Genomic DNA, 17,317 nt, shown 5'->3' on the forward strand with positions numbered 1-17,317 from the left:
TTGCTACAGGTCATCGCGGGAAGTTGCCTCATGACCGTAGCGTTAATGCTTGTGCTGCGCAGTCTCTCAAAGCGTATCAATCGCGAACTTCAACGATATTTATCACCCCGCTACCTGCAGACGAGGGGTGTGCGTCGGCGCAAGCCTGTAGCACCCGTTGCGAGTGATGTACATGAACAGCCCTGAGCGATTCGAGGTAAAGCCGACATCAATGAAAACCGCGTGGACCTGGCCAGGCCTGGGACTGTGGAACCTTTATTTCCTCATCAAGCTGGCGCTTCTTTGGAGCGGTCACCTGAACTTGCAGCTCCTGCCGAACCTGGTGTTTGCCGCCGTATTATTGGTGCCGCTGCACAATCGTTACGTGTCGCTGCTACGCACGTTGATCGCTATACCGTTGAGTGTGGCGTTGTTCTATCAAGACACTTGGCTGCCACCTTTTAGCCGGTTGCTGGACCAGCCTGGCGTGCTGAATTTCACTGGGGATTATCTGCTTGATCTGGCCGGTCGTTTCATTGATCCAAACCTTTGCGGCGCATTGCTATTGTTGGTGGTGGCGTATTTCTTCGTGCACCAGTGGTTGCGCCTGACAACCTTGACGCTGGCCGGTTTCGCCTGGCTAGGCGGAGCAGGGCTTATGGCAATGCATGCCCCTGTCCCACAAAGCACCGCGCAGGCGCCCGTCTCCGCAGGTACGCCGATCGTCAGCGCAGAGCCGGATAGCCCGACGCTCGATGCTTATCTGCAAAATTTCTACAACACCGAGGCCGGTCGGCAAGTGGCATTCCAACCGTCGCAATCGGCTGCTCAACCGTTTGACCTGCTGCTCATCAATATCTGTTCAATGGCATGGGACGATCTGGATGCAGTTGGTTTACATGACAACAGCTTGTTGCAGCAGATGGATGTGGTGTTCGAGAACTTCAATTCGGCTACATCTTACAGCGGGCCAGCTGCTATCAGGTTGCTGCGCGCCAGCTGCGGTCAGCAATCTCATAGCAAGCTTTACGACGTGGCACCCGAACAATGCCTGCTCATGGATGATCTGCGCAAATTGGGCTTCAGCAGTGAAGTCATGCTCAACCATACGGGTCAGTTCGAAGGATTTATCGACGAAGTTCGTGCCCAGGGATCGTTGCCGGGGCCGCAGGTCAATATCACCAATCTGCCGCGCACCCTGGTAGCTTTCGACGGTTCCTCGATCTGGCGTGATCGTGAGGTTCTGGACAAATGGTGGCAGCATCGCGAGGGGCAGAGCGATTCGAGGGTGGCGCTGTTCTACAACACCACGACGCTGCATGACGGCAACCGCGCCCTGACTCTCGATGGCGGCACGAAGAGCGCCGATTACAAAGTGCGCGCTCAAACCTTGATAGATGATTTGGACGCGTTCCTCAAAGCACTGGCGAAGAGCGGACGTCGGGTGGCGGTGGTGATCGTGCCCGAGCATGGCGCGGCCTTGCACGGTGACCGCATGCAGATTTCCGGAATGCGGGAAATCCCGAGTCCGTCGATTACCCATGTGCCGGTCGGCATCAAGTTAGTGGGTATGGGCAGGAACCCGCGATCGGAGCCGATCCTCGTCAAAGAGCCAAGTAGTTATCTGGCCCTGTCGGAAATCATTTCTCGCTTGTACACCGCGCCTGCGCAAGGTGAAGGGTTGGGCCCGGACTGGCAGGCACTGCTGACCAATCTGCCCCAAACCCCGGCGGTCTCGGAAAACGCTGGAACTGTTGTCCTCGACTACGCCGGCAAGCCTTATGTTCGGATCAAGGAGAATGGAGCATGGCTTCCTTACCCGCAAAAATTCAACTGAAGCACCCAGCGCCTTCGCGCAACGAACGGACCGATGATATTGCACGGCTTAAAGTCGAACTGCGCCTGCCGAGCCTGGAATACGTCGATGTTTCGGCACAGCTTGAATTAAGCAGGGCGCTCAAGCGCTGGCCGTTGCTGGCTGATTTCCCTATCACTGACGAGCAGGGTGACCAGGTGCCTTTGCCAGTGGTCCAGCCAGTGCAACAAGGTAAGTTCGGAGCGCTTAAGTGACATCGCTGAGTATGCGCGGGGTTCGTGGGGGAGTCGGCACCACTTCGTTGATAGCGGCGCTCGGCTATGCCCTGGAAAGCCTCGGTGAGCGCGTATTGCTGATCGACATGTCCCCGGAAAATCTACTGTCCCTTCATTTCAATCTGCAGGATTGCGGGAAATCGGGCTGGGCGCGAGCGATGCTCGATGGCCAGGACTGGTACAAGCAGGCGTGGGGCCTGACGCCGACGCTCCACATACTGCCTTATGGTCGCCTGAGTACACAGGAGTCCATGAGCATCGAGCAGCAACTGATCCATGACTCCCAGATGTGGGTACGGCGTCAGGCGAGTCTGGCGGCCAACTATGACTGGCTGCTGTTTGATGTACCACAACGCTTGCCGGGGCACGGGACCATTGGTCCTTGCTTGCTCCCGATCCAGGTGGCCGAGGCAGATGCGGCTTGTCATGTGCTGCTGTTGCAGCAGGCGGGCAGCAATCCAGTGCTGGTAAACCGCTTCGATCCGGGCAGCCAGTTACAGCGCGATTTGTTGCTCATCTGGCGACAATACTATGCAACTCGTCTCTTACCGCTGACGGTGCACGCCGATGAGGCTATGCGCGAAGCATTTGCATTCAAGCAGCCAGTAGGACAATACGCGCCGGAAAGCCTTGCGGCGCAAGATGCATTGAGCCTGGCGACATGGTGCCTGGCACGACGCCGAGAGATGGCATGATCGAGCACTGGTTTCCTTACCTGCAACTGCGTCGTCGTTACGACTGCCACCCACTGACAGCTTTATGGCTAGCCTCATTCACCGCCATGGCCTGGTTGTTCTTGCGACTGGAGTCGCCGGTCTGGCAGCGCCTCATCGCGCAACGCCAACGATGGTATCCGCATTTGGCCCGCAAGGTGCCAAGTGCTGGAGACCCTTTGCGTATTGCCCTGCAAAGCTTGTGGTTGCTGGTATTTCGCCCTTGGCCGAAAGCCCGGCGGCGCACTGCACCGCAATGGGCGCGCCATGTAGGTCAGTCGAACCAGCGATTGTGGAGTCGCATAGGCACGTTTCTCACAGAGCTGCCCCGGCAAGCCAATGAGAGCAAGCTCATGCATCGCGGCGCCCGGTGGCGGCGCAACCTTGATCCTCGCCATAAACATTGGCTTGACTATATCTGTGCTGCAGTCGGGTTGGTCCTCGTGGTGGTGTGTATCACCGAGCCCTTCAACTACGTATCGCAGTTGGTTTTTGTGATTTTGCTGTGGGCAGTGGCGATGGTGATCCGGCGCGTACCGGGCCGTTTTCCGACGCTGCTGCTGATCATGCTGTCGATCATCGTTTCCTGCCGCTACCTGTGGTGGCGCTATACCGCGACCCTGAACTGGGACAGTCCGCTGGATCTGGCTTGCGGTGTGCTGTTGCTGATTGCGGAAACCTACTCCTGGCTGGTGCTGTTACTGGGCTACATCCAGACCTGCTGGCCGTTAAATCGCCCTCCGGCGCAACTGCCACGTGATACACGGTCGTGGCCTACGGTTGATCTCCTGATTCCGACATACAACGAGGACCTGTCCATCGTGCGCAGCACCGTGTATGCGGCCCTTGGTATCGACTGGCCTCACGACAAATTGCGTATTTCGATACTTGATGATGGAAAGCGCGAAGAATTCCGCCTGTTTGCTGAACAGGTCGGCGTGAATTACATCACCCGTAACGACAACAAACATGCCAAGGCTGGCAATCTCAATCAGGCCCTGAAGCAGCTTGATGGCGAGTTAGTGGCAATCTTCGACTGCGATCACGTGCCGGTACGTTCATTCCTGCAACTTACGGTGGGCTGGTTCCTGCGTGACCCCAAGCTGGCACTGGTGCAAACACCGCATCACTTCCTGTCGCCGGACCCTTTTGAACGTAACCTCGACACGTTCCGGCGCCGGCCCAATGAGGGCGAGTTGTTCTACGGTTTGGTACAGGATGGCAACGACATGTGGAATGCCGCGTTTTTCTGCGGCTCATGTGCCGTGCTACGGCGTTCGGCGATCGATGAAATCGGCGGCTTCGCCGTGGAAACCGTCACCGAAGACGCCCATACCGCGCTGCGCCTGCACCGAAAAGGCTGGAACTCGGCTTACGTGCGAATTCCCCAGGCCGCAGGGCTGGCCACTGAAAGCCTGTCGGCACACATCGGTCAGCGCATTCGCTGGGCGCGGGGCATGGCTCAGATTTTCCGCACCGACAACCCGTTGCTGGGCAAAGGCCTGACGATCTTTCAACGTATTTGCTATGCCAACGCCATGCTGCACTTTCTGGCGGGCCTGCCGCGTCTGGTATTCCTTACTGCGCCTTTGGCGTTCCTGCTGATGCACGCCTACATCATCTACGCGCCGGCCTTGATGATCATGCTGTATGTGATTCCACACATGGTTCACGCCAGCCTGACCAACTCACGCATGCAGGGAGAGCACCGCTTGACGTTCTGGGGAGAGGTCTATGAAACGGTGCTGGCCTGGTACATCGCGCGGCCAACCACCGTCGCGCTGTTCAATCCCAAAAAAGGCAAGTTCAACGTGACCGCCAAAGGCGGCTTGATGACCGAGAACCAGTTCGACTGGGGTATCGCCAGACCGTATCTGGTGTTGGCGGTGATGAATATTGCTGGCCTGTGCTTTGCGGTATGGCGTTTGTTTTACGGGCCAACCAATGAAATCGGTACCACGCTGGTCAGCAGCCTGTGGGTCATTTACAACCTGCTGATCGTGGGCGCTGCCGTGGCAATCGCCGCTGAAGTACGTCAGGTGCGCGAGACCCACCGTGTGCAGGCCAAACTGCCAGCGGCGATACGTCTGCAAAACGGGCGCTTCTATCCCTGTTTGTTGGTGGATTACTCCGACGGTGGTACCGGCGTCCAACTGGACGTTGAGCTTTCCTTGCCAATCGGCGAGCGGGTTTCCCTGCTGATGCAGCGTGGAGAACGGGAGTTCCTTTTCTCGGGCATCGTCAGCCGCAGCCATAAAAACTTTATTGGCATCGCGCTCAACGAGCTGACTGCGCAACAGAAAATCGACTACGTGCAATGCACTTTTTCCCGGGCCGACGCCTGGCTGAACTGGAATGAAGACTTCGCTCCAGACCGGCCGCTGCACAGTTTCATCGATGTGCTGCGTCTTGGCGCCACCGGCTATTACCGCTTGTATCAATACCTGCCCGCCTGGACACGCACCCTGTTCCGACCGTTCGTGCGTGTGCTCGCTTGGCTGATCAGCTATATGCCGCGCTTCGCCAAAGCGCCCCCTCTTTCTCCAACTTCTCGATCGGTATGCGCACCATGAGTCGCTATTTCAGTTTCACGCTGGTCAGCCTGCTGTCACTGGCAATGAGTTGCGCTCAGGCGCAGCCCGTCAAAGAGCAAACTTCCAAGGGGCAGCCACCGGTGCCAGTGTCGGTACCGGCAACAGTGACCAGCGTGCCGAGCTGGGACGTTTCGCGTAATTTCACAGAGCTGGGGCGTGTGGCTGACAGCCTGTTACTAGGCACGCATAACACCGATCAGCTGGAATTCACCATGCGGCGCGATCGCATCGCCAACGATGCAAAGCTACAACTTGAGTACACGCCATCGCCGGCACTCCTGCCAACGCTGTCGCACCTGCGGGTTTACCTCAACGACGTGTTGATGAACGTGATCCCCATCGACAAGGAGCAATTGGGCAAAAAGACTGTTCGTCAGGTTGATCTTGATCCGCGCCTGATCAGCGACTTCAACCGCATACGGTTGGAGTTTGTCGGTCATTACACCGACATTTGCGAAGAGCCTTCCAATAGCGCGCTGTGGGTCAATATCAGCCGGGCCAGCCTGGTTTCCCTGAAAGAGCAGGCGTTGATCGTACAGAACGATCTGGCCTATTTTCCGATGCCTTTCTACGATGCGCGCGACTACGACAAGCCCGTTCTGAACATGGTTTTCGCAGCTTCTCCCACGCTTGGCGAGCAGCGTGCGGCGGGTATCGTAGCCTCGTATTTCGGTAGCCTGGCGGCGTGGCGCGGCACGGAATTCCCGGTGTTGTTTGATCAACTGCCCACAGCAACAGCCTCTAGGCCTGTCACCGCATCCATTGTGTTTGCCACCAACAATCATCGCCCGGCGTTCCTCGCCGACATGAAGCAGTTCCCGCCGGTTGAGGCACCGGTGGTGCAGATAATCGACAACCCGACTGATCACTACAGTAAGGTGTTGCTGGTGCTGGGCCGCGACGAGGCCGACCTGGCCGCCGCCGCACAAGCGTTGGTATTGGGTGGTGATCTGTTTCGAGGCGAGCGGGTTGTCATCGACAAAGTGCAGCAGATTCAACCACGCCAACCCTATGACGCTCCGAACTGGATGCGTACGGATCGTGCCGTACGCTTCGCCGAGCTGATCAAGTACCCAGAGCAGTTGCGCACCAGCGGCGTGCAGCCGCTGCCGATCAGCCTGGATATCAACTTGCCGCCGGATCTGTTTGTCTGGCGCAACCAGGGCATTCCGCTGCAAACCAAATATCGCTACACGCCATCGGCTTCCAATGACGGTTCGCGACTGAACATCAGCCTCAACAATCAGTTCATCACCAGCCTGCCACTGCTGGCCAACACCAATGACCGACTGGAAGAATTGCGCCTTGCCGTGTTGTCCAGCGAGTCGGCGAACACCAATGAAAATCTGTCGGTCCCTGCGCTGAAAATCGGCGACCGCAACAACTTGCGGTTCAATTTCAGCTTCGCCACGACCACCAGCAGTTCCCAGCGGGATCGCTGCCAGACTTCGTTAACGGTGGACACTCAAGCGGTTATCGACGATCAGTCAACGATCGATATGTCGGGCTATCACCATTTCATCGCCATGCCTGATCTGGCAGCGTTCGCACGCAGCGGCTTTCCCTTCAGCCGAATGGCGGATCTTTCCGAGACCGTGGTAATGGTGCCGCCACAGCCCAATGCCCTGCAGTTGAGTACGTACCTCGAAGCAGTGGCCGGAATTTCCGCCCGCTCGGGCCTGCCCGCCATGAACCTGACCTTGAGCGATAATTGGGACGAGGTATCGAAGCGCGATGCAGACTTGCTGATCCTCGGTTCTTTACCCCCTGACATCCACGATAACCGCGACATGAATCTGCTGTTGGACAGCTCCCGAAACGGCTTGTTGAAAGCGAACATGCAGGGGCCTGGCTCGTCGCAGATCAAGGACGAGGGCAAACCTGCAGCCAGTCGTGTTGAAGTTTCGGCCACCGGTCCCATTGCAGCAATTGTCGGCCTGCAATCGCCTTTCCATGAACAGCGCAGCATAGTGGCCTTGCTGGCCACCGAAGACTCCGGCTACCAGTTATTGCGCGAGACGCTCAATGACAGCGGAAAGCTGGACGCAGTGGCCGGCTCGGTGGTGTTGATTCGCAGCAGCGGCGTTCAAGGTCACATGGTAGGCGATCACTATTACGTCGGCAGCCTGCCATGGTGGCTGCTGCTCTGGTTCAAGTTATCCGAGCACCCGGTCCTGCTCGCGATCATGGCGGTGTCTGGCGTACTGCTCAGTGCATTCCTGACTTGGCGCATCTTGAAATGGGCGGCTCGTCGCCGGTTGGCATATGAAGAATAAGCCGGCGAACATTGCCCGGTCACGAATCCTTGCAGCGTTCTTGCCACTGCTGGCATTGCCTGCACAGGGAGCGAGCCAATGTGTATGGCCGGCCTGGGAAAATTTCAAACAGCACCTGATCAGTGATGATGGACGGGTAATAGACGCGTCCTCCCCACAGCAGATAACGACATCTGAAGGGCAAAGCTATGGGCTGTTTTTCGCGCTGGTCGCCAACGATGGGAAAAGCTTTGACCGGTTGTTGACTTGGACCCGCAACAATCTGGCGGATGGCGATCTAGGCGCCCGCCTGCCTGCCTGGCAATGGGGACGCGACAAGAACGGTCAATGGGGCGTGCTCGACAGCAATAACGCCAGCGACGCCGACCTGTGGATTGCCTACAGCTTGCTGGAAGCCGGCCGTCTGTGGAGCAGGCCGGATTATCTGGCCCTGGGTAATCACCTGCTATGGCGTAGCGCCGCACAAACTCTGCGTAAGTTACCGGGTCTTGGCCTTATGTTGCTGCCAGGGGATGTCGGTTTCGAATCCAGTCAAGGCTGGCGCCTGAACCTTAGTTATCTGCCGCCGCAGCTGTTGCGCAGATTTTCTTTCATAGCACCGGTGTGGACCGAAGTCGCGAAAAACTCCCAACTCGCGCTGATCGAAGGCTCCCCCAAAGGTTTCGCACCCGACTGGCTGATGTGGCAGGCCGGAAAGGGTTTTTTTCCCGACGCGAAAAGCACGCAGGGTAGCTACGACGCTATTCGTGTCTATCTATGGGTGGGCATGCTGGCGACCGACGCACCCGAACGCAGCGTTTTGCTCAACCACTTCAAACCCATGATTGAAGCTACCGCGCGCCTGGGATATGTGCCGGAACACGTTGACTCCGACACTGGCGAGATCATGAACGCAGGCCCCGTCGGGTTTTCCGCGGCACTCTTGCCCTTATTGGCCAGCGACGCGTCGGCTGCTGCCGCACTGTCTGCCCAACGTGAACACCTGCGTCAATCTCCTCCGTTGGCAGATGCTTATTACAACCAATCGCTGGTGATGTTCGGCCAGGGTTGGGACGAACACCGCTATCGGTTCGACAAGGATGGGCGGCTGCAACCGAACTGGACGAGTCCATGCACGCACTGAACAAAGCCCCCCACATCAGTAACTTCAAGATTTTAATGTTGCGCTCCACCCTGCTGCTGTCCTGCTTGAGCGGTGCCGCGCTCGCGTCGACGGCGCCTGTTACTCAACAGGAACAACAGCAATGGCTGTTGCAGCAAATACGTATTGGTGAGGCCTTACAGCGCGAAGATCTGGTGCGCGACTCTTTGGCACGACTAAGACTGATCGCCCCCGACAATCCTCAGGTGCTGGTGGGTGACATTCGACAGGCCTTGGCTGACAAGACTCAGCCGCAGAACAGCGTCTGGATTGAGCAAAGGTTGACGCGCCTGCGCCAGCTGGCGCCGGACTCTGCGCAATTGCGCCAGGCTCAGGCACTTATCAAAATGCACAGTCCGGACGGTCTGCGCCAACTGCAGCAGGCACGGTTACTGGCTGCTGCCGGGCGCTTTGAAGAGGCCAGCGAAGCTTTCGAAAAGCTGTTTGCCAAAGAGCCGCCGGACCTCGCGTCGGCGCTGGAATACTGGAACGCGCGCAGTCGCATCAGTGGCCAGCGCGCAGCTGTGATCGGTCATTTGCAGGCCCTGGATCGGGATTATCCAGGCAATGCCGGCTTACGCCAGATGCTGGTCGGGTTATTGTTCGCCGAAGATCGCAACGACGAAGCCCTGACCGTGCTGCATCAATTGGCGACAGATCCTCTTGCCAGTACCAATGCCGCCGAACGGGAATACAACTACCTGATCAAGCTGCCCGTTGGCCCGCAGACGGCGCAGGCGTGGCAAGCATTCATTCGCTATTACCCGTATTCGCCGTTGGCTAAAGATGCTACGAAGCAGCTGGCGATGCAAAAAGGGCTGTTGGCCGATCCTGCTTGGCAAGCCGGCGTCAAAGCCAAGCGCATGCTCGAACAAGACAACGCCAGTGAGAGTGCGGCTGCCGAGAGCTTGTTGCGCCAGGCCCTGAAGGCATATCCGCAAGACGCGAGCCTATACGGCGCCTTGGGTACGGCGTTAATGCGCCAAAGCAAATACTCGGCGGCCTATGAGGCCTTTTCCACGGCATTGAGCAAAGAGCAAGACACCGATTACATCAGCAAATGGCAGGATCTACAGGCCGTTACCCGCAACTGGATGATCCTGCAACAAGGCGACGAAGCCCTGCAGCGTAAGGACTACGCGGCGGCACGCAAGGCATATCAGCAATCGCGAACCCTCAAGGCCGACTCCGCCGACCCATTGATCGGCCTCGCCAATGTCGCCCTGGCCGAATCCGATGAAGTCGCGGCTGAAGCGCTGTTGTTGCAGGCGCGCAAGGTCGAACCAGGCAATGGCAGCGTGGTGCGCGCCCTGATGCGCCTGTATCGGGGTCAGTCCATCGAACGTGCCGAAGCCTTCCTCAACACCTTGCCGGCCAGCAACCAGACGGAGTTTGCCAGCCTGCGTCGGAGCATTGAACTTGAACGGCTGAACCTGCAAGCGGATCTCGCCAGTCAGCATTCGGACTGGGCTCAGTTGGCGTCGCTGCTGAAAAAAATCCGCCAGTTGGAACCCGACAATCCGTGGCTGACTTATCGCTTGGCCACCGCCGAAATTGCCATGGGGCAACCGCGGGAGGCGGACAAAGCGTTTAGTGAATTACTTGCCCAGCAGGGCCGCAATCCCGAGGCTCGTTACGCTCATGGTCTGTACCTGGCCAATGAGAACCGCGACAGCGAAGCGTTAGCCACCCTAGGACAGAGCCCGGTCGCCGACTGGACCGACAACATGCGTGAACTGAACACCCGAATCAAACGTCGGCAGTTGATGGCTCAGGTCGAACAACTGCGCGACGCCGGGCACGAGCCCCAGGCCATTGCCTTGTTGCTGCGTGATCCGACCGTCGATGATCTTGGCACCCTCGCCGACTGGGCCGCCCAGCGCGGAGATTACGTCGGGGCGAAGAGCTACTACCGCAAGGTGCTCAGCGTGCAGCCACAAAATGCCGAGGCACAGCTGGGCTTGATCGAAGCGCAAATTGCCACCGGGCACGTTGATCAGGGCCGTGCCGGTCTGGACCGAATCGTCGTGGCCTCTTCTGCTCCCGCCCCCTCGCAACGACGGCTCGCCAACGCCTGGTCTGCCGTGGGCGAAAAGGATAAAGCCAGCGCGATATTCGCCCATCTGTTGAAAACACCACAGACCGACCCACTGATCTATCGCGACGCGGCGCGTCTTATGGCAAAGGATCAGCCGCAACAGGCTCTGGATAACTACGCCCACAGCATGGCCGCTGCTGGTTTAATTGCACCGGCCCATGCCAATCCCCGCGACAACGTGGCGATGACTGAGGCCAGCCGCGCCAAGGACAGCGATGATTGGCTGTCGCGCAGCCTGCGCAGCGACGTCGACGAGCTTTATCAAGAGCAGAACCCGACCGTCAATCTTTATCATGACTACACTTGGCGCAACGACGACACGGCACCGGGGATTGCCGACCTGACAACGCAGCTGACCATTTTGCGTATCGACGCACCGTTCGCCCAAGGGCAGGGTTTCGTTCAGGCCGAGCAGGTGGCTCTTGACGCCAGCGCCTTCGACACTGACCCCGATGGCTTGCACCGCGAACAGTTCGGCACCTGCGCCGTCCAGCTCCGGGACAAGGTTACAAAAGAGCCGGTGCCCAATGGCTGCCCCAGCACCTCGCAAAGCACAAGCGGGCCAAGTCTGGCGGTGGGTTGGAAGAACGATCACTGGGCACTGGACCTGGGCCATTCTCCACAAGGTTTCGAAGTGGGTAACTGGCTCGGTGGTGTCGCCTATAGCAGTGACTGGAGATCTATCGGCTGGACCTTGACCGCCTCACGTCGGCCCATGAGCAACTCGGTGGTGTCATACGCCGGAGCCGTCGATCCTCAGACCGGTATACGTTGGGGCGGCGTCACCAGCAACGGGTTAACCTTGAGCCTGAGCCATGATGAAGGTGGCATTGATGGCGTATGGGCCAGTTTCGGCAGTCATTGGCTGCGCGGCAAGAACGTGATCGACAACCAACGCCTCTCGGCCATGACCGGTTACTACTACAGACTGATGGATCGTGCCGACGAGCGTATGCGTACCGGTTTGACCCTCATGTATTGGGGTTACGACAAGGACTTGAGCGAGTACACCCTTGGCCAGGGCGGTTATTACAGTCCGCAACGATATTACTCAATTGGCGTTCCATTCAGCTATGCCTGGCGCAATGCCAATTGGTCGGCACAGCTGGAAAGCTCGGTAGGCTGGTCATACTCAAAAACCGACAGCAGCGACTTGTATCCGCTGGGCGGCCCGGCAGGCAAGCTGCTCAGCCAGGTCGACGCCGCAGGACTTGAAATCGATCCTGACACTGCCCTGACCACGGACGGAAGCAGCAGCACTGGCGCGAGCATTCGCCTGCAAGCGCTGGTCGAACGACGCCTGACGAATCATATGGTTGTGGGCTCGGGAATCACCCTGCAACACAGTGAAGGCTACGCCCCTAGCCGCGCTATGCTGTACCTGCGTTACACCTTCGATGAATGGCAAGGTAATCTCCCGATGCCGATCGAACCGGTAACGCCATATGCAGATATGCGGTGATGGCAGGGGACGTGTTCTAAATTCGTGCGCAGGATATTAGGCACCCTCTATCGGCGCGATGTTGTCTATGCTGCTGACAGCATGACGCCGTTAACTTTCTGGGGGATGTTCGATGTTCTACGTGCAACGCGATACAGACGGCCAACTGCTGCGCGTGGAAGCCGAAGCTTACGCCGAGTCCACGGAAAGGCTGCCGGCCGACCACCCTGACCTCCAGGCCTGGTTCGCCAATGAGTTGATGGCCACCAGCCATAAACAACTGCAGCAGATCAAACAGCTCAAACAACTGCGCCAGAGCGATCTGGAAATGATCCGGGTACTCGACGACTTGATCGCCGTACTGATCAACAAGGGCGTGATCCTCGTCACCGATCTGCCAGCGCCGGCACAAGCCAAACTCATGGACCGCAGCCAGGCCCGTGAAGCCTTGGGTGGATTGAGTCAGTTGCTTGAGGACGATGATGAAGGGTTTATCTGATTCTTCACTGACTGTACGGACGCCATCGCGAGCAAGCTCGTGGTGGCTGCATCACTGACGACACCCGCCCAACGCCCTAATCCCATGCCTTGGGCTCACCCAACAACCTCCCTTGTACGCCATACACCCCCATCTCCCGAATCACCGTCAACTCCCCTTCGGTCTCGACCCGTTCCGCTATCAACGGCAAATCAATACTGTGGGCGGCACGCTGGACTGCTTCGATGAACAGGCGCTTGTCACTCTCCTGATCAATCGCGCGGATGTAGCTGCCGTCAATCTTCAGGTACGCCAACCCCAGCCGCGCCAGATTGCCGATGATGCTGAAACGCCCACCAAAATGCTGCAGGCTCAACGAGAACCCGAGCTCACGCAAACGCCGCGTCAGGTTTTCGAGCATGGCTTGCTCCGGCAATTGCTCTTCGCCGATCTCCAGGGTCAGCCGCGATCCCAGATTGGAGTGCGAACGCAGTGTCTCGAAGAGGGCATTCAACGCTTTAGGGTCTTCCAGGGTCGCCGATGACAGGTTCAGTGCCAGTGACTCCTCGTGATCGCCCATCTGCTCCAGCACCCGTTCCAGCACCAGTCGGTCCAGTCGTGCCACCCAACCGAACCGTTGGAGCCATGGCAGAAAGCTTCCAGCCGGGATGCTCTGGCCCTGGTCGTCGATCAGCCGCGTAAGCACTTTGTGGTGCAACACCAGTTGAGTGTCCTGACTGGCCACCACCGGCTGAAAATACAGTTTGAATCGCCGCTGAGTCAGCGCCTGATCCAGCAGCGTGTGCCAGGTATGATGGTCGTCGCCGACGCCGGCCAAGGCGCTGCGATCCAGGCAGACCCAGTGCGTATCGGTCTGGCTTTCGGCCTGCGCCAATGCCTGATCCGCCAACCCGAGCACGGCTTGCGGTGAATCGCCATGGGCAAAGGGAGCCAGTGCGATCGAGGCCACGCAAGCAACGTCCGTGGCGCCGGTCGCGTGCAGGCTCGCCAAGGCACTGTCGAGGCTGCGTGCCAATTGCAACGCTTCTTCGCGTACCAGCCCTGGCGCCAAGACGGCAAACTCACCGCCTCGAATGCGCGTGACCAGGTTTTGTGTTTCCGGGTACTTGGCGCACTCGCGAGACAATTGCAGCCCGACTGCCTTCAACAACTCATCAGTCCGCTGACCACCCAGGCGCTGATTCAAACCCGCCAGATCGTTGACCCGCAGCAACAGCAGATAACCCGAGCTGGCCTGCTCGGTATTGCTCACCCGTGCGTTCAACTGCATCTCGAAATAACGACGGTTCGCCAGCCCTGTCAGGTTGTCCTGATAAGACTCGATCCGCAGTCTTTCACTGCGTTCGGCCTGTTCCTGAAACAGTGCCTTGAGCTTCTCGACCATCTGGTTCATTGCTTGAACGACGCGGCGCAATTCAGGGGTACGCGGCAAATCCGGCAGGCTGAGGAATTCCCGGCGGGCAATCGCGTGGGATTGCTTGACCATGTAATCCAGGGGTTTCAATTGTCGACGCAACAGCAATGCACCCAAGACGGCGCTCACCGCGCCACACAGCAGCAGCCAACCGAGACTGCCCAGCGCACTCTGCCAAAGCTTGGCCAAGGCAAACATCGGGTGGCTGACCACCTCGACCCGCGCGGCCTGCTCCCAACCGCGGCTGACGATCGCATCGCCACCGGCCGCTTCCAGGCCGATCAGCTTGATGAACCATTGCGGTACATTGTTGACCGCCGGCATACCGCTGCGCTCGACGATGACTTTGTCGTCGCTCAAATCGACCACGCGGATGCTGGCGTAATACCCGCTGTCGAATAGCGAGCTGACCAGCAACTCGACCATCGCCGGATCGTCGATGTTCGGCGTCAGGGACACCGCCAAAGCCGTCGCGCCATCCTGGGCGTGAGAACGCAACTGGTTGACGTACTGGGTGCGCGAACTTTCCAGGCTGACCATGAAGCTGCCGGTAAAGGCGACCACCAGGAACAGACAGATAGCGATCAACAGCTGTTTGAACAAAGACATCTGAGCGTGAGCTCCTAGTTAGTCGTTTCGACCGGAAAACCTTCGGCCTGCATTTTTTTCAGCACATCCTGCCAACGCGACAGGCGTTTGGTATCACCAACCTTCTTGTTACCTTTGGCGCCGGGCAAGTACAGGCCTTCTGCATTGAAGGAGTAGACCGGAAGCAGATCCGTTCGCTGACTGGCGGGCTGGATGGTGTCGATCAGGCTATCGAGGACCAACGGCATCGCCTCTGGACTCGAATAGTAGGTCAGCACCATGTGTGCCCGGTTCAGACGCAGGGCCTTGACGTAGGTAATGCGCAGTTTGTCACTGGAAACGCCAAGATGGCGCAGGCTGAAATACTTGGCGATGGCGTAATCTTCGCAGTCGCCGGCACCTTTCCACAGGGCTTCGATTGGCGTTTCCCAATAATCGACCTGCTGCCATAAATCGATGTCTTCGACGTAGCGCAACTGCTTGTTGACGAACCGGTTGACCACGTTCAACTGTTCAAGCTCGCCAAGCTGCTTCTGGCTGGCCAGCAAATGCTGCCAATCATCTATGCGTTGCTGGCCTGGACCCAAAGGTTCGTACAATGCCTGCGCCCGACGACTGATTAGAGAAAAATCCCAATCGGCATGCAGCCCGCCCAGCATCACGCCAGCCAGCAACAACGCGCAGGACAGCCAGCGCAGCATCCGTGGAATCGGGAAAAAACGTACCGCCAATGCGAGGCATCCAGGGTAGGCAGTTGGAAAGTCGGTTGATGGTGTAGGTTAGTACGGCAAAAAACAATGGCACCGTGAGATCAGCGATGGCGCGCTAAACTTGAAATAGGCAATTTGCTGATCGTTTGACAAGCTTTCAGGCAGTCACTAGTGTCAGTTGGATCCAAAAATAACTCAGTCAATCAGGGTGCGTTGTAGTGACACGAAAAGCCAACCCTCTCAGCAGCATCAAGGTCAACGGCCCCATTGCCGCTCACTTGGCGCGCTCGGTCATCGAGGAAACCTTGCGTTCGGCCATCCTGGACGGTCGGCTGCCGTGTGGCATCGCTCTGCGCCAGCAAGACCTGGCCGATCTCTTCGGTGTCAGCCGCATGCCTGTGCGCGAAGCGTTACGCCAACTCGAAGCCCAGTCATTGCTCAATGTGGTTGCCCACAAAGGTGCTGTGGTCGCCCCACTGGTCCAGGGCGATGCAGTGGAGACCTATGCACTGCGGATTTTACTGGAGTCCGAAGCCCTGCGCCTGTCGGTGCCATTGCTTGAGGCGGCGGATCTCGAACAGGCCGCGCTTTACATCGACCAGCTGGAGACGGAACAGGACTACACCGAAATCGGCCGGCTGAACCGCCTCTTTCATATGTCGCTCTACAGCAAGGCACCCAATCGCCGGTTGCTCAAACTGGTGGAGGACGGGTTGAACGAAGAAGAACGCTTCCTGCGCTTCAACCTTGAGGCCATGGGCCTGGGCAAGTTATCACAGGAAGATCACCGCGCCATGTGGCGGGCCGCCGAGGCGCGGGATGTCGAAGGATCGGTGAGGCTGCTGGTCAACCATCTCAATCGTGGGGTTGAGGTCATCACCCGGTACCTCAACAGTCCGGAAGCCAGGAACAGAAAAACCTCGTAGCAAAGGCAGCGGCAGGCCTGAGGGTGACTTCACTTGCCGCAACATTTCGTCGCTCATCATCCACGCATAATCTGCTTACAACATCCCCCGGCCCCGACTCCCAGCCCGCTATAACCATCCCCAGGCTCTTTTGCACGCCGATGCCGCGCGAGTCTGGGCGATGGTGGGTAGCTTTATCCGGCTTCCATCGATTCATCCCGGTGCTGTCTCACATTGAGTGACCGGCTACTCGATGAGCAATGTGCTGAAGCTCTTTTCGTAGGCCCAAAACGACAAAACCCCTGTCTGCGTGAGCAGACAGGGGTTTTGGAATTTAATCTTGACGATGACCTACTCTCACATGGGGAAACCCCACACTACCATCGGCGATGCATCGTTTCACTTCTGAGTTCGGGATGGGATCAGGTGGTTCCAACGCTCTATGGTCGTCAAGAAATTCTGTGTGCCGGTCCGTCCGTAAGGACGTGCCAGCGAATTCTTGATGTTTCTACTATAAAGACAAAACCCCTACCTGCATGCGCAGATAGGGGTTTTGGAATTTAATCTTGACGATGACCTACTCTCACATGGGGAAACCCCACACTACCATCGGCGATGCATCGTTTCACTTCTGAGTTCGGGATGGGATCAGGTGGTTCCAACGCTCTATGGTCGTCAAGAAATTCTGTGTGCCGGTCCGTCCGTAAGGACGTGCCAGCGAATTCTTGATGTTTCTACTATAAAGACAAAACCCCTACCTGCATGCGCAGATAGGGGTTTTGGAATTTAATCTTGACGATGACCTACTCTCACATGGGGAAACCCCACACTACCATCGGCGATGCATCGTTTCACTTCTGAGTTCGGG

12 protein-coding genes and 3 rRNA genes are annotated in these 17,317 nt (G+C 57.9%); 10 read left to right on the plus strand and 5 right to left on the minus strand.

The window, feature by feature from the left end; translation table 11 throughout:
* Positions 1 to 45 precede the first annotated feature (45 nt).
* The 9 genes from PSUM_RS22160 to PSUM_RS22200 all read left to right on the plus strand — a co-directional run bounded on the left by PSUM_RS22160 (position 46) and on the right by PSUM_RS22200 (position 12,832).
* Positions 46 to 186: a hypothetical protein gene (locus PSUM_RS22160; RefSeq protein ID WP_231989932.1), complete on the plus strand. Its 141-nt coding sequence runs from the start codon at positions 46 to 48 to the stop codon at positions 184 to 186.
* Positions 173 to 1,816: a cellulose biosynthesis protein BcsG gene (gene bcsG / locus PSUM_RS22165; RefSeq protein ID WP_083349969.1), complete on the plus strand. Its 1,644-nt coding sequence runs from the start codon at positions 173 to 175 to the stop codon at positions 1,814 to 1,816. The genes PSUM_RS22160 and bcsG overlap by 14 nt, the downstream gene beginning before the upstream one ends.
* Positions 1,786 to 2,049, plus strand: a complete 264-nt coding sequence (gene bcsR, locus PSUM_RS22170) for a cellulose biosynthesis protein BcsR (RefSeq protein WP_083349968.1) — start codon at positions 1,786 to 1,788, stop codon at positions 2,047 to 2,049. The genes bcsG and bcsR overlap by 31 nt, the downstream gene beginning before the upstream one ends.
* On the plus strand, positions 2,046 to 2,765 hold the full coding sequence (bcsQ, locus tag PSUM_RS22175) for a cellulose biosynthesis protein BcsQ (RefSeq protein ID WP_083349967.1): 720 nt from the start codon (positions 2,046 to 2,048) through the stop codon (positions 2,763 to 2,765). The genes bcsR and bcsQ overlap by 4 nt, the downstream gene beginning before the upstream one ends.
* Positions 2,762 to 5,356 (plus strand): UDP-forming cellulose synthase catalytic subunit, encoded by a 2,595-nt coding sequence (gene bcsA / locus PSUM_RS22180; protein WP_083349966.1) that lies wholly within the window; start codon positions 2,762 to 2,764, stop codon positions 5,354 to 5,356. The genes bcsQ and bcsA overlap by 4 nt, the downstream gene beginning before the upstream one ends.
* Positions 5,353 to 7,653, plus strand: coding sequence for a cellulose biosynthesis cyclic di-GMP-binding regulatory protein BcsB (bcsB, locus tag PSUM_RS22185; RefSeq protein ID WP_083350203.1), 2,301 nt, complete (start codon positions 5,353 to 5,355; stop codon positions 7,651 to 7,653). Before bcsA ends, bcsB begins: the two co-directional genes overlap by 4 nt.
* A complete protein-coding gene (bcsZ, locus tag PSUM_RS22190; RefSeq protein WP_225441865.1) occupies positions 7,643 to 8,776 on the plus strand; it encodes a cellulose synthase complex periplasmic endoglucanase BcsZ in 1,134 nt (377 codons plus the stop codon). The genes bcsB and bcsZ overlap by 11 nt, the downstream gene beginning before the upstream one ends.
* The gene (gene bcsC, locus PSUM_RS22195) at positions 8,764 to 12,354 is read left to right on the plus strand and encodes a cellulose synthase complex outer membrane protein BcsC (protein WP_083349965.1); all 3,591 of its coding nucleotides are present in this window, start codon (positions 8,764 to 8,766) and stop codon (positions 12,352 to 12,354) included. The genes bcsZ and bcsC overlap by 13 nt, the downstream gene beginning before the upstream one ends.
* 112 nt (positions 12,355 to 12,466) lie before the next feature.
* Positions 12,467 to 12,832, plus strand: a complete 366-nt coding sequence (locus tag PSUM_RS22200; protein ID WP_083349964.1) for a tryptophan synthase subunit beta — start codon at positions 12,467 to 12,469, stop codon at positions 12,830 to 12,832.
* 76 nt (positions 12,833 to 12,908) lie between these two features.
* Here the strand turns inward: PSUM_RS22200 and lapD are convergent, their stop codons facing one another.
* On the minus strand, positions 12,909 to 14,855 hold the full coding sequence (gene lapD, locus PSUM_RS22205; protein ID WP_083349963.1) for a cyclic di-GMP receptor LapD: 1,947 nt from the start codon (positions 14,853 to 14,855) through the stop codon (positions 12,909 to 12,911).
* A gap of 14 nt (positions 14,856 to 14,869) precedes the next feature.
* On the minus strand, positions 14,870 to 15,565 hold the full coding sequence (gene lapG / locus PSUM_RS22210) for a cysteine protease LapG (RefSeq protein ID WP_083349962.1): 696 nt from the start codon (positions 15,563 to 15,565) through the stop codon (positions 14,870 to 14,872).
* 197 nt (positions 15,566 to 15,762) lie between these two features.
* Here lapG and PSUM_RS22215 point away from each other — a divergent pair, with 197 nt between their 5' ends.
* Positions 15,763 to 16,470 carry a GntR family transcriptional regulator gene (locus tag PSUM_RS22215; protein ID WP_020801050.1) on the plus strand — a complete coding sequence of 236 codons (708 nt, stop codon included), beginning with the start codon at positions 15,763 to 15,765 and terminating at the stop codon, positions 16,468 to 16,470.
* A 317-nt stretch (positions 16,471 to 16,787) separates the two neighbouring features.
* Here the strand turns inward: PSUM_RS22215 and rrf (PSUM_RS22220) are convergent.
* The 3 genes from rrf (PSUM_RS22220) to rrf (PSUM_RS32690) form a co-directional block, all read right to left on the minus strand.
* Positions 16,788 to 16,903 (minus strand): 5S ribosomal RNA (gene rrf / locus PSUM_RS22220).
* Between the two features lie 110 nt (positions 16,904 to 17,013).
* Positions 17,014 to 17,129, minus strand: a 5S ribosomal RNA gene (gene rrf / locus PSUM_RS22225).
* Between the two features lie 110 nt (positions 17,130 to 17,239).
* Positions 17,240 to 17,317 (minus strand): 5S ribosomal RNA (rrf, locus tag PSUM_RS32690); the annotation flags it as partial.

The organism is Pseudomonas umsongensis, from assembly GCF_002236105.1.
GTDB classification, from domain to species: Bacteria; Pseudomonadota; Gammaproteobacteria; order Pseudomonadales; family Pseudomonadaceae; genus Aquipseudomonas; species Aquipseudomonas umsongensis.

What these genes read in the sequence shown, in the direction of transcription:
- bcsB (WP_083350203.1), top strand. Translation starts at nt 5,353, where the DNA reads ATGAGTCGCTATTTCAGTTTCACGCTGGTCAGCCTGCTGTCACTGGCA.
- bcsC (WP_083349965.1), top strand. Translation starts at nt 8,764, where the DNA reads ATGCACGCACTGAACAAAGCCCCCCACATCAGTAACTTCAAGATTTTA.
- PSUM_RS22200 (WP_083349964.1), top strand. Translation starts at nt 12,467, where the DNA reads ATGTTCTACGTGCAACGCGATACAGACGGCCAACTGCTGCGCGTGGAA.
- bcsA (WP_083349966.1), top strand. Translation starts at nt 2,762, where the DNA reads ATGATCGAGCACTGGTTTCCTTACCTGCAACTGCGTCGTCGTTACGAC.
- PSUM_RS22160 (WP_231989932.1), top strand. Translation starts at nt 46, where the DNA reads ATGCTTGTGCTGCGCAGTCTCTCAAAGCGTATCAATCGCGAACTTCAA.
- bcsG (WP_083349969.1), top strand. Translation starts at nt 173, where the DNA reads ATGAACAGCCCTGAGCGATTCGAGGTAAAGCCGACATCAATGAAAACC.
- bcsR (WP_083349968.1), top strand. Translation starts at nt 1,786, where the DNA reads ATGGCTTCCTTACCCGCAAAAATTCAACTGAAGCACCCAGCGCCTTCG.
- lapD (WP_083349963.1), bottom strand. Translation starts at nt 14,855, where the DNA reads ATGTCTTTGTTCAAACAGCTGTTGATCGCTATCTGTCTGTTCCTGGTG.
- bcsZ (WP_225441865.1), top strand. Translation starts at nt 7,643, where the DNA reads ATGAAGAATAAGCCGGCGAACATTGCCCGGTCACGAATCCTTGCAGCG.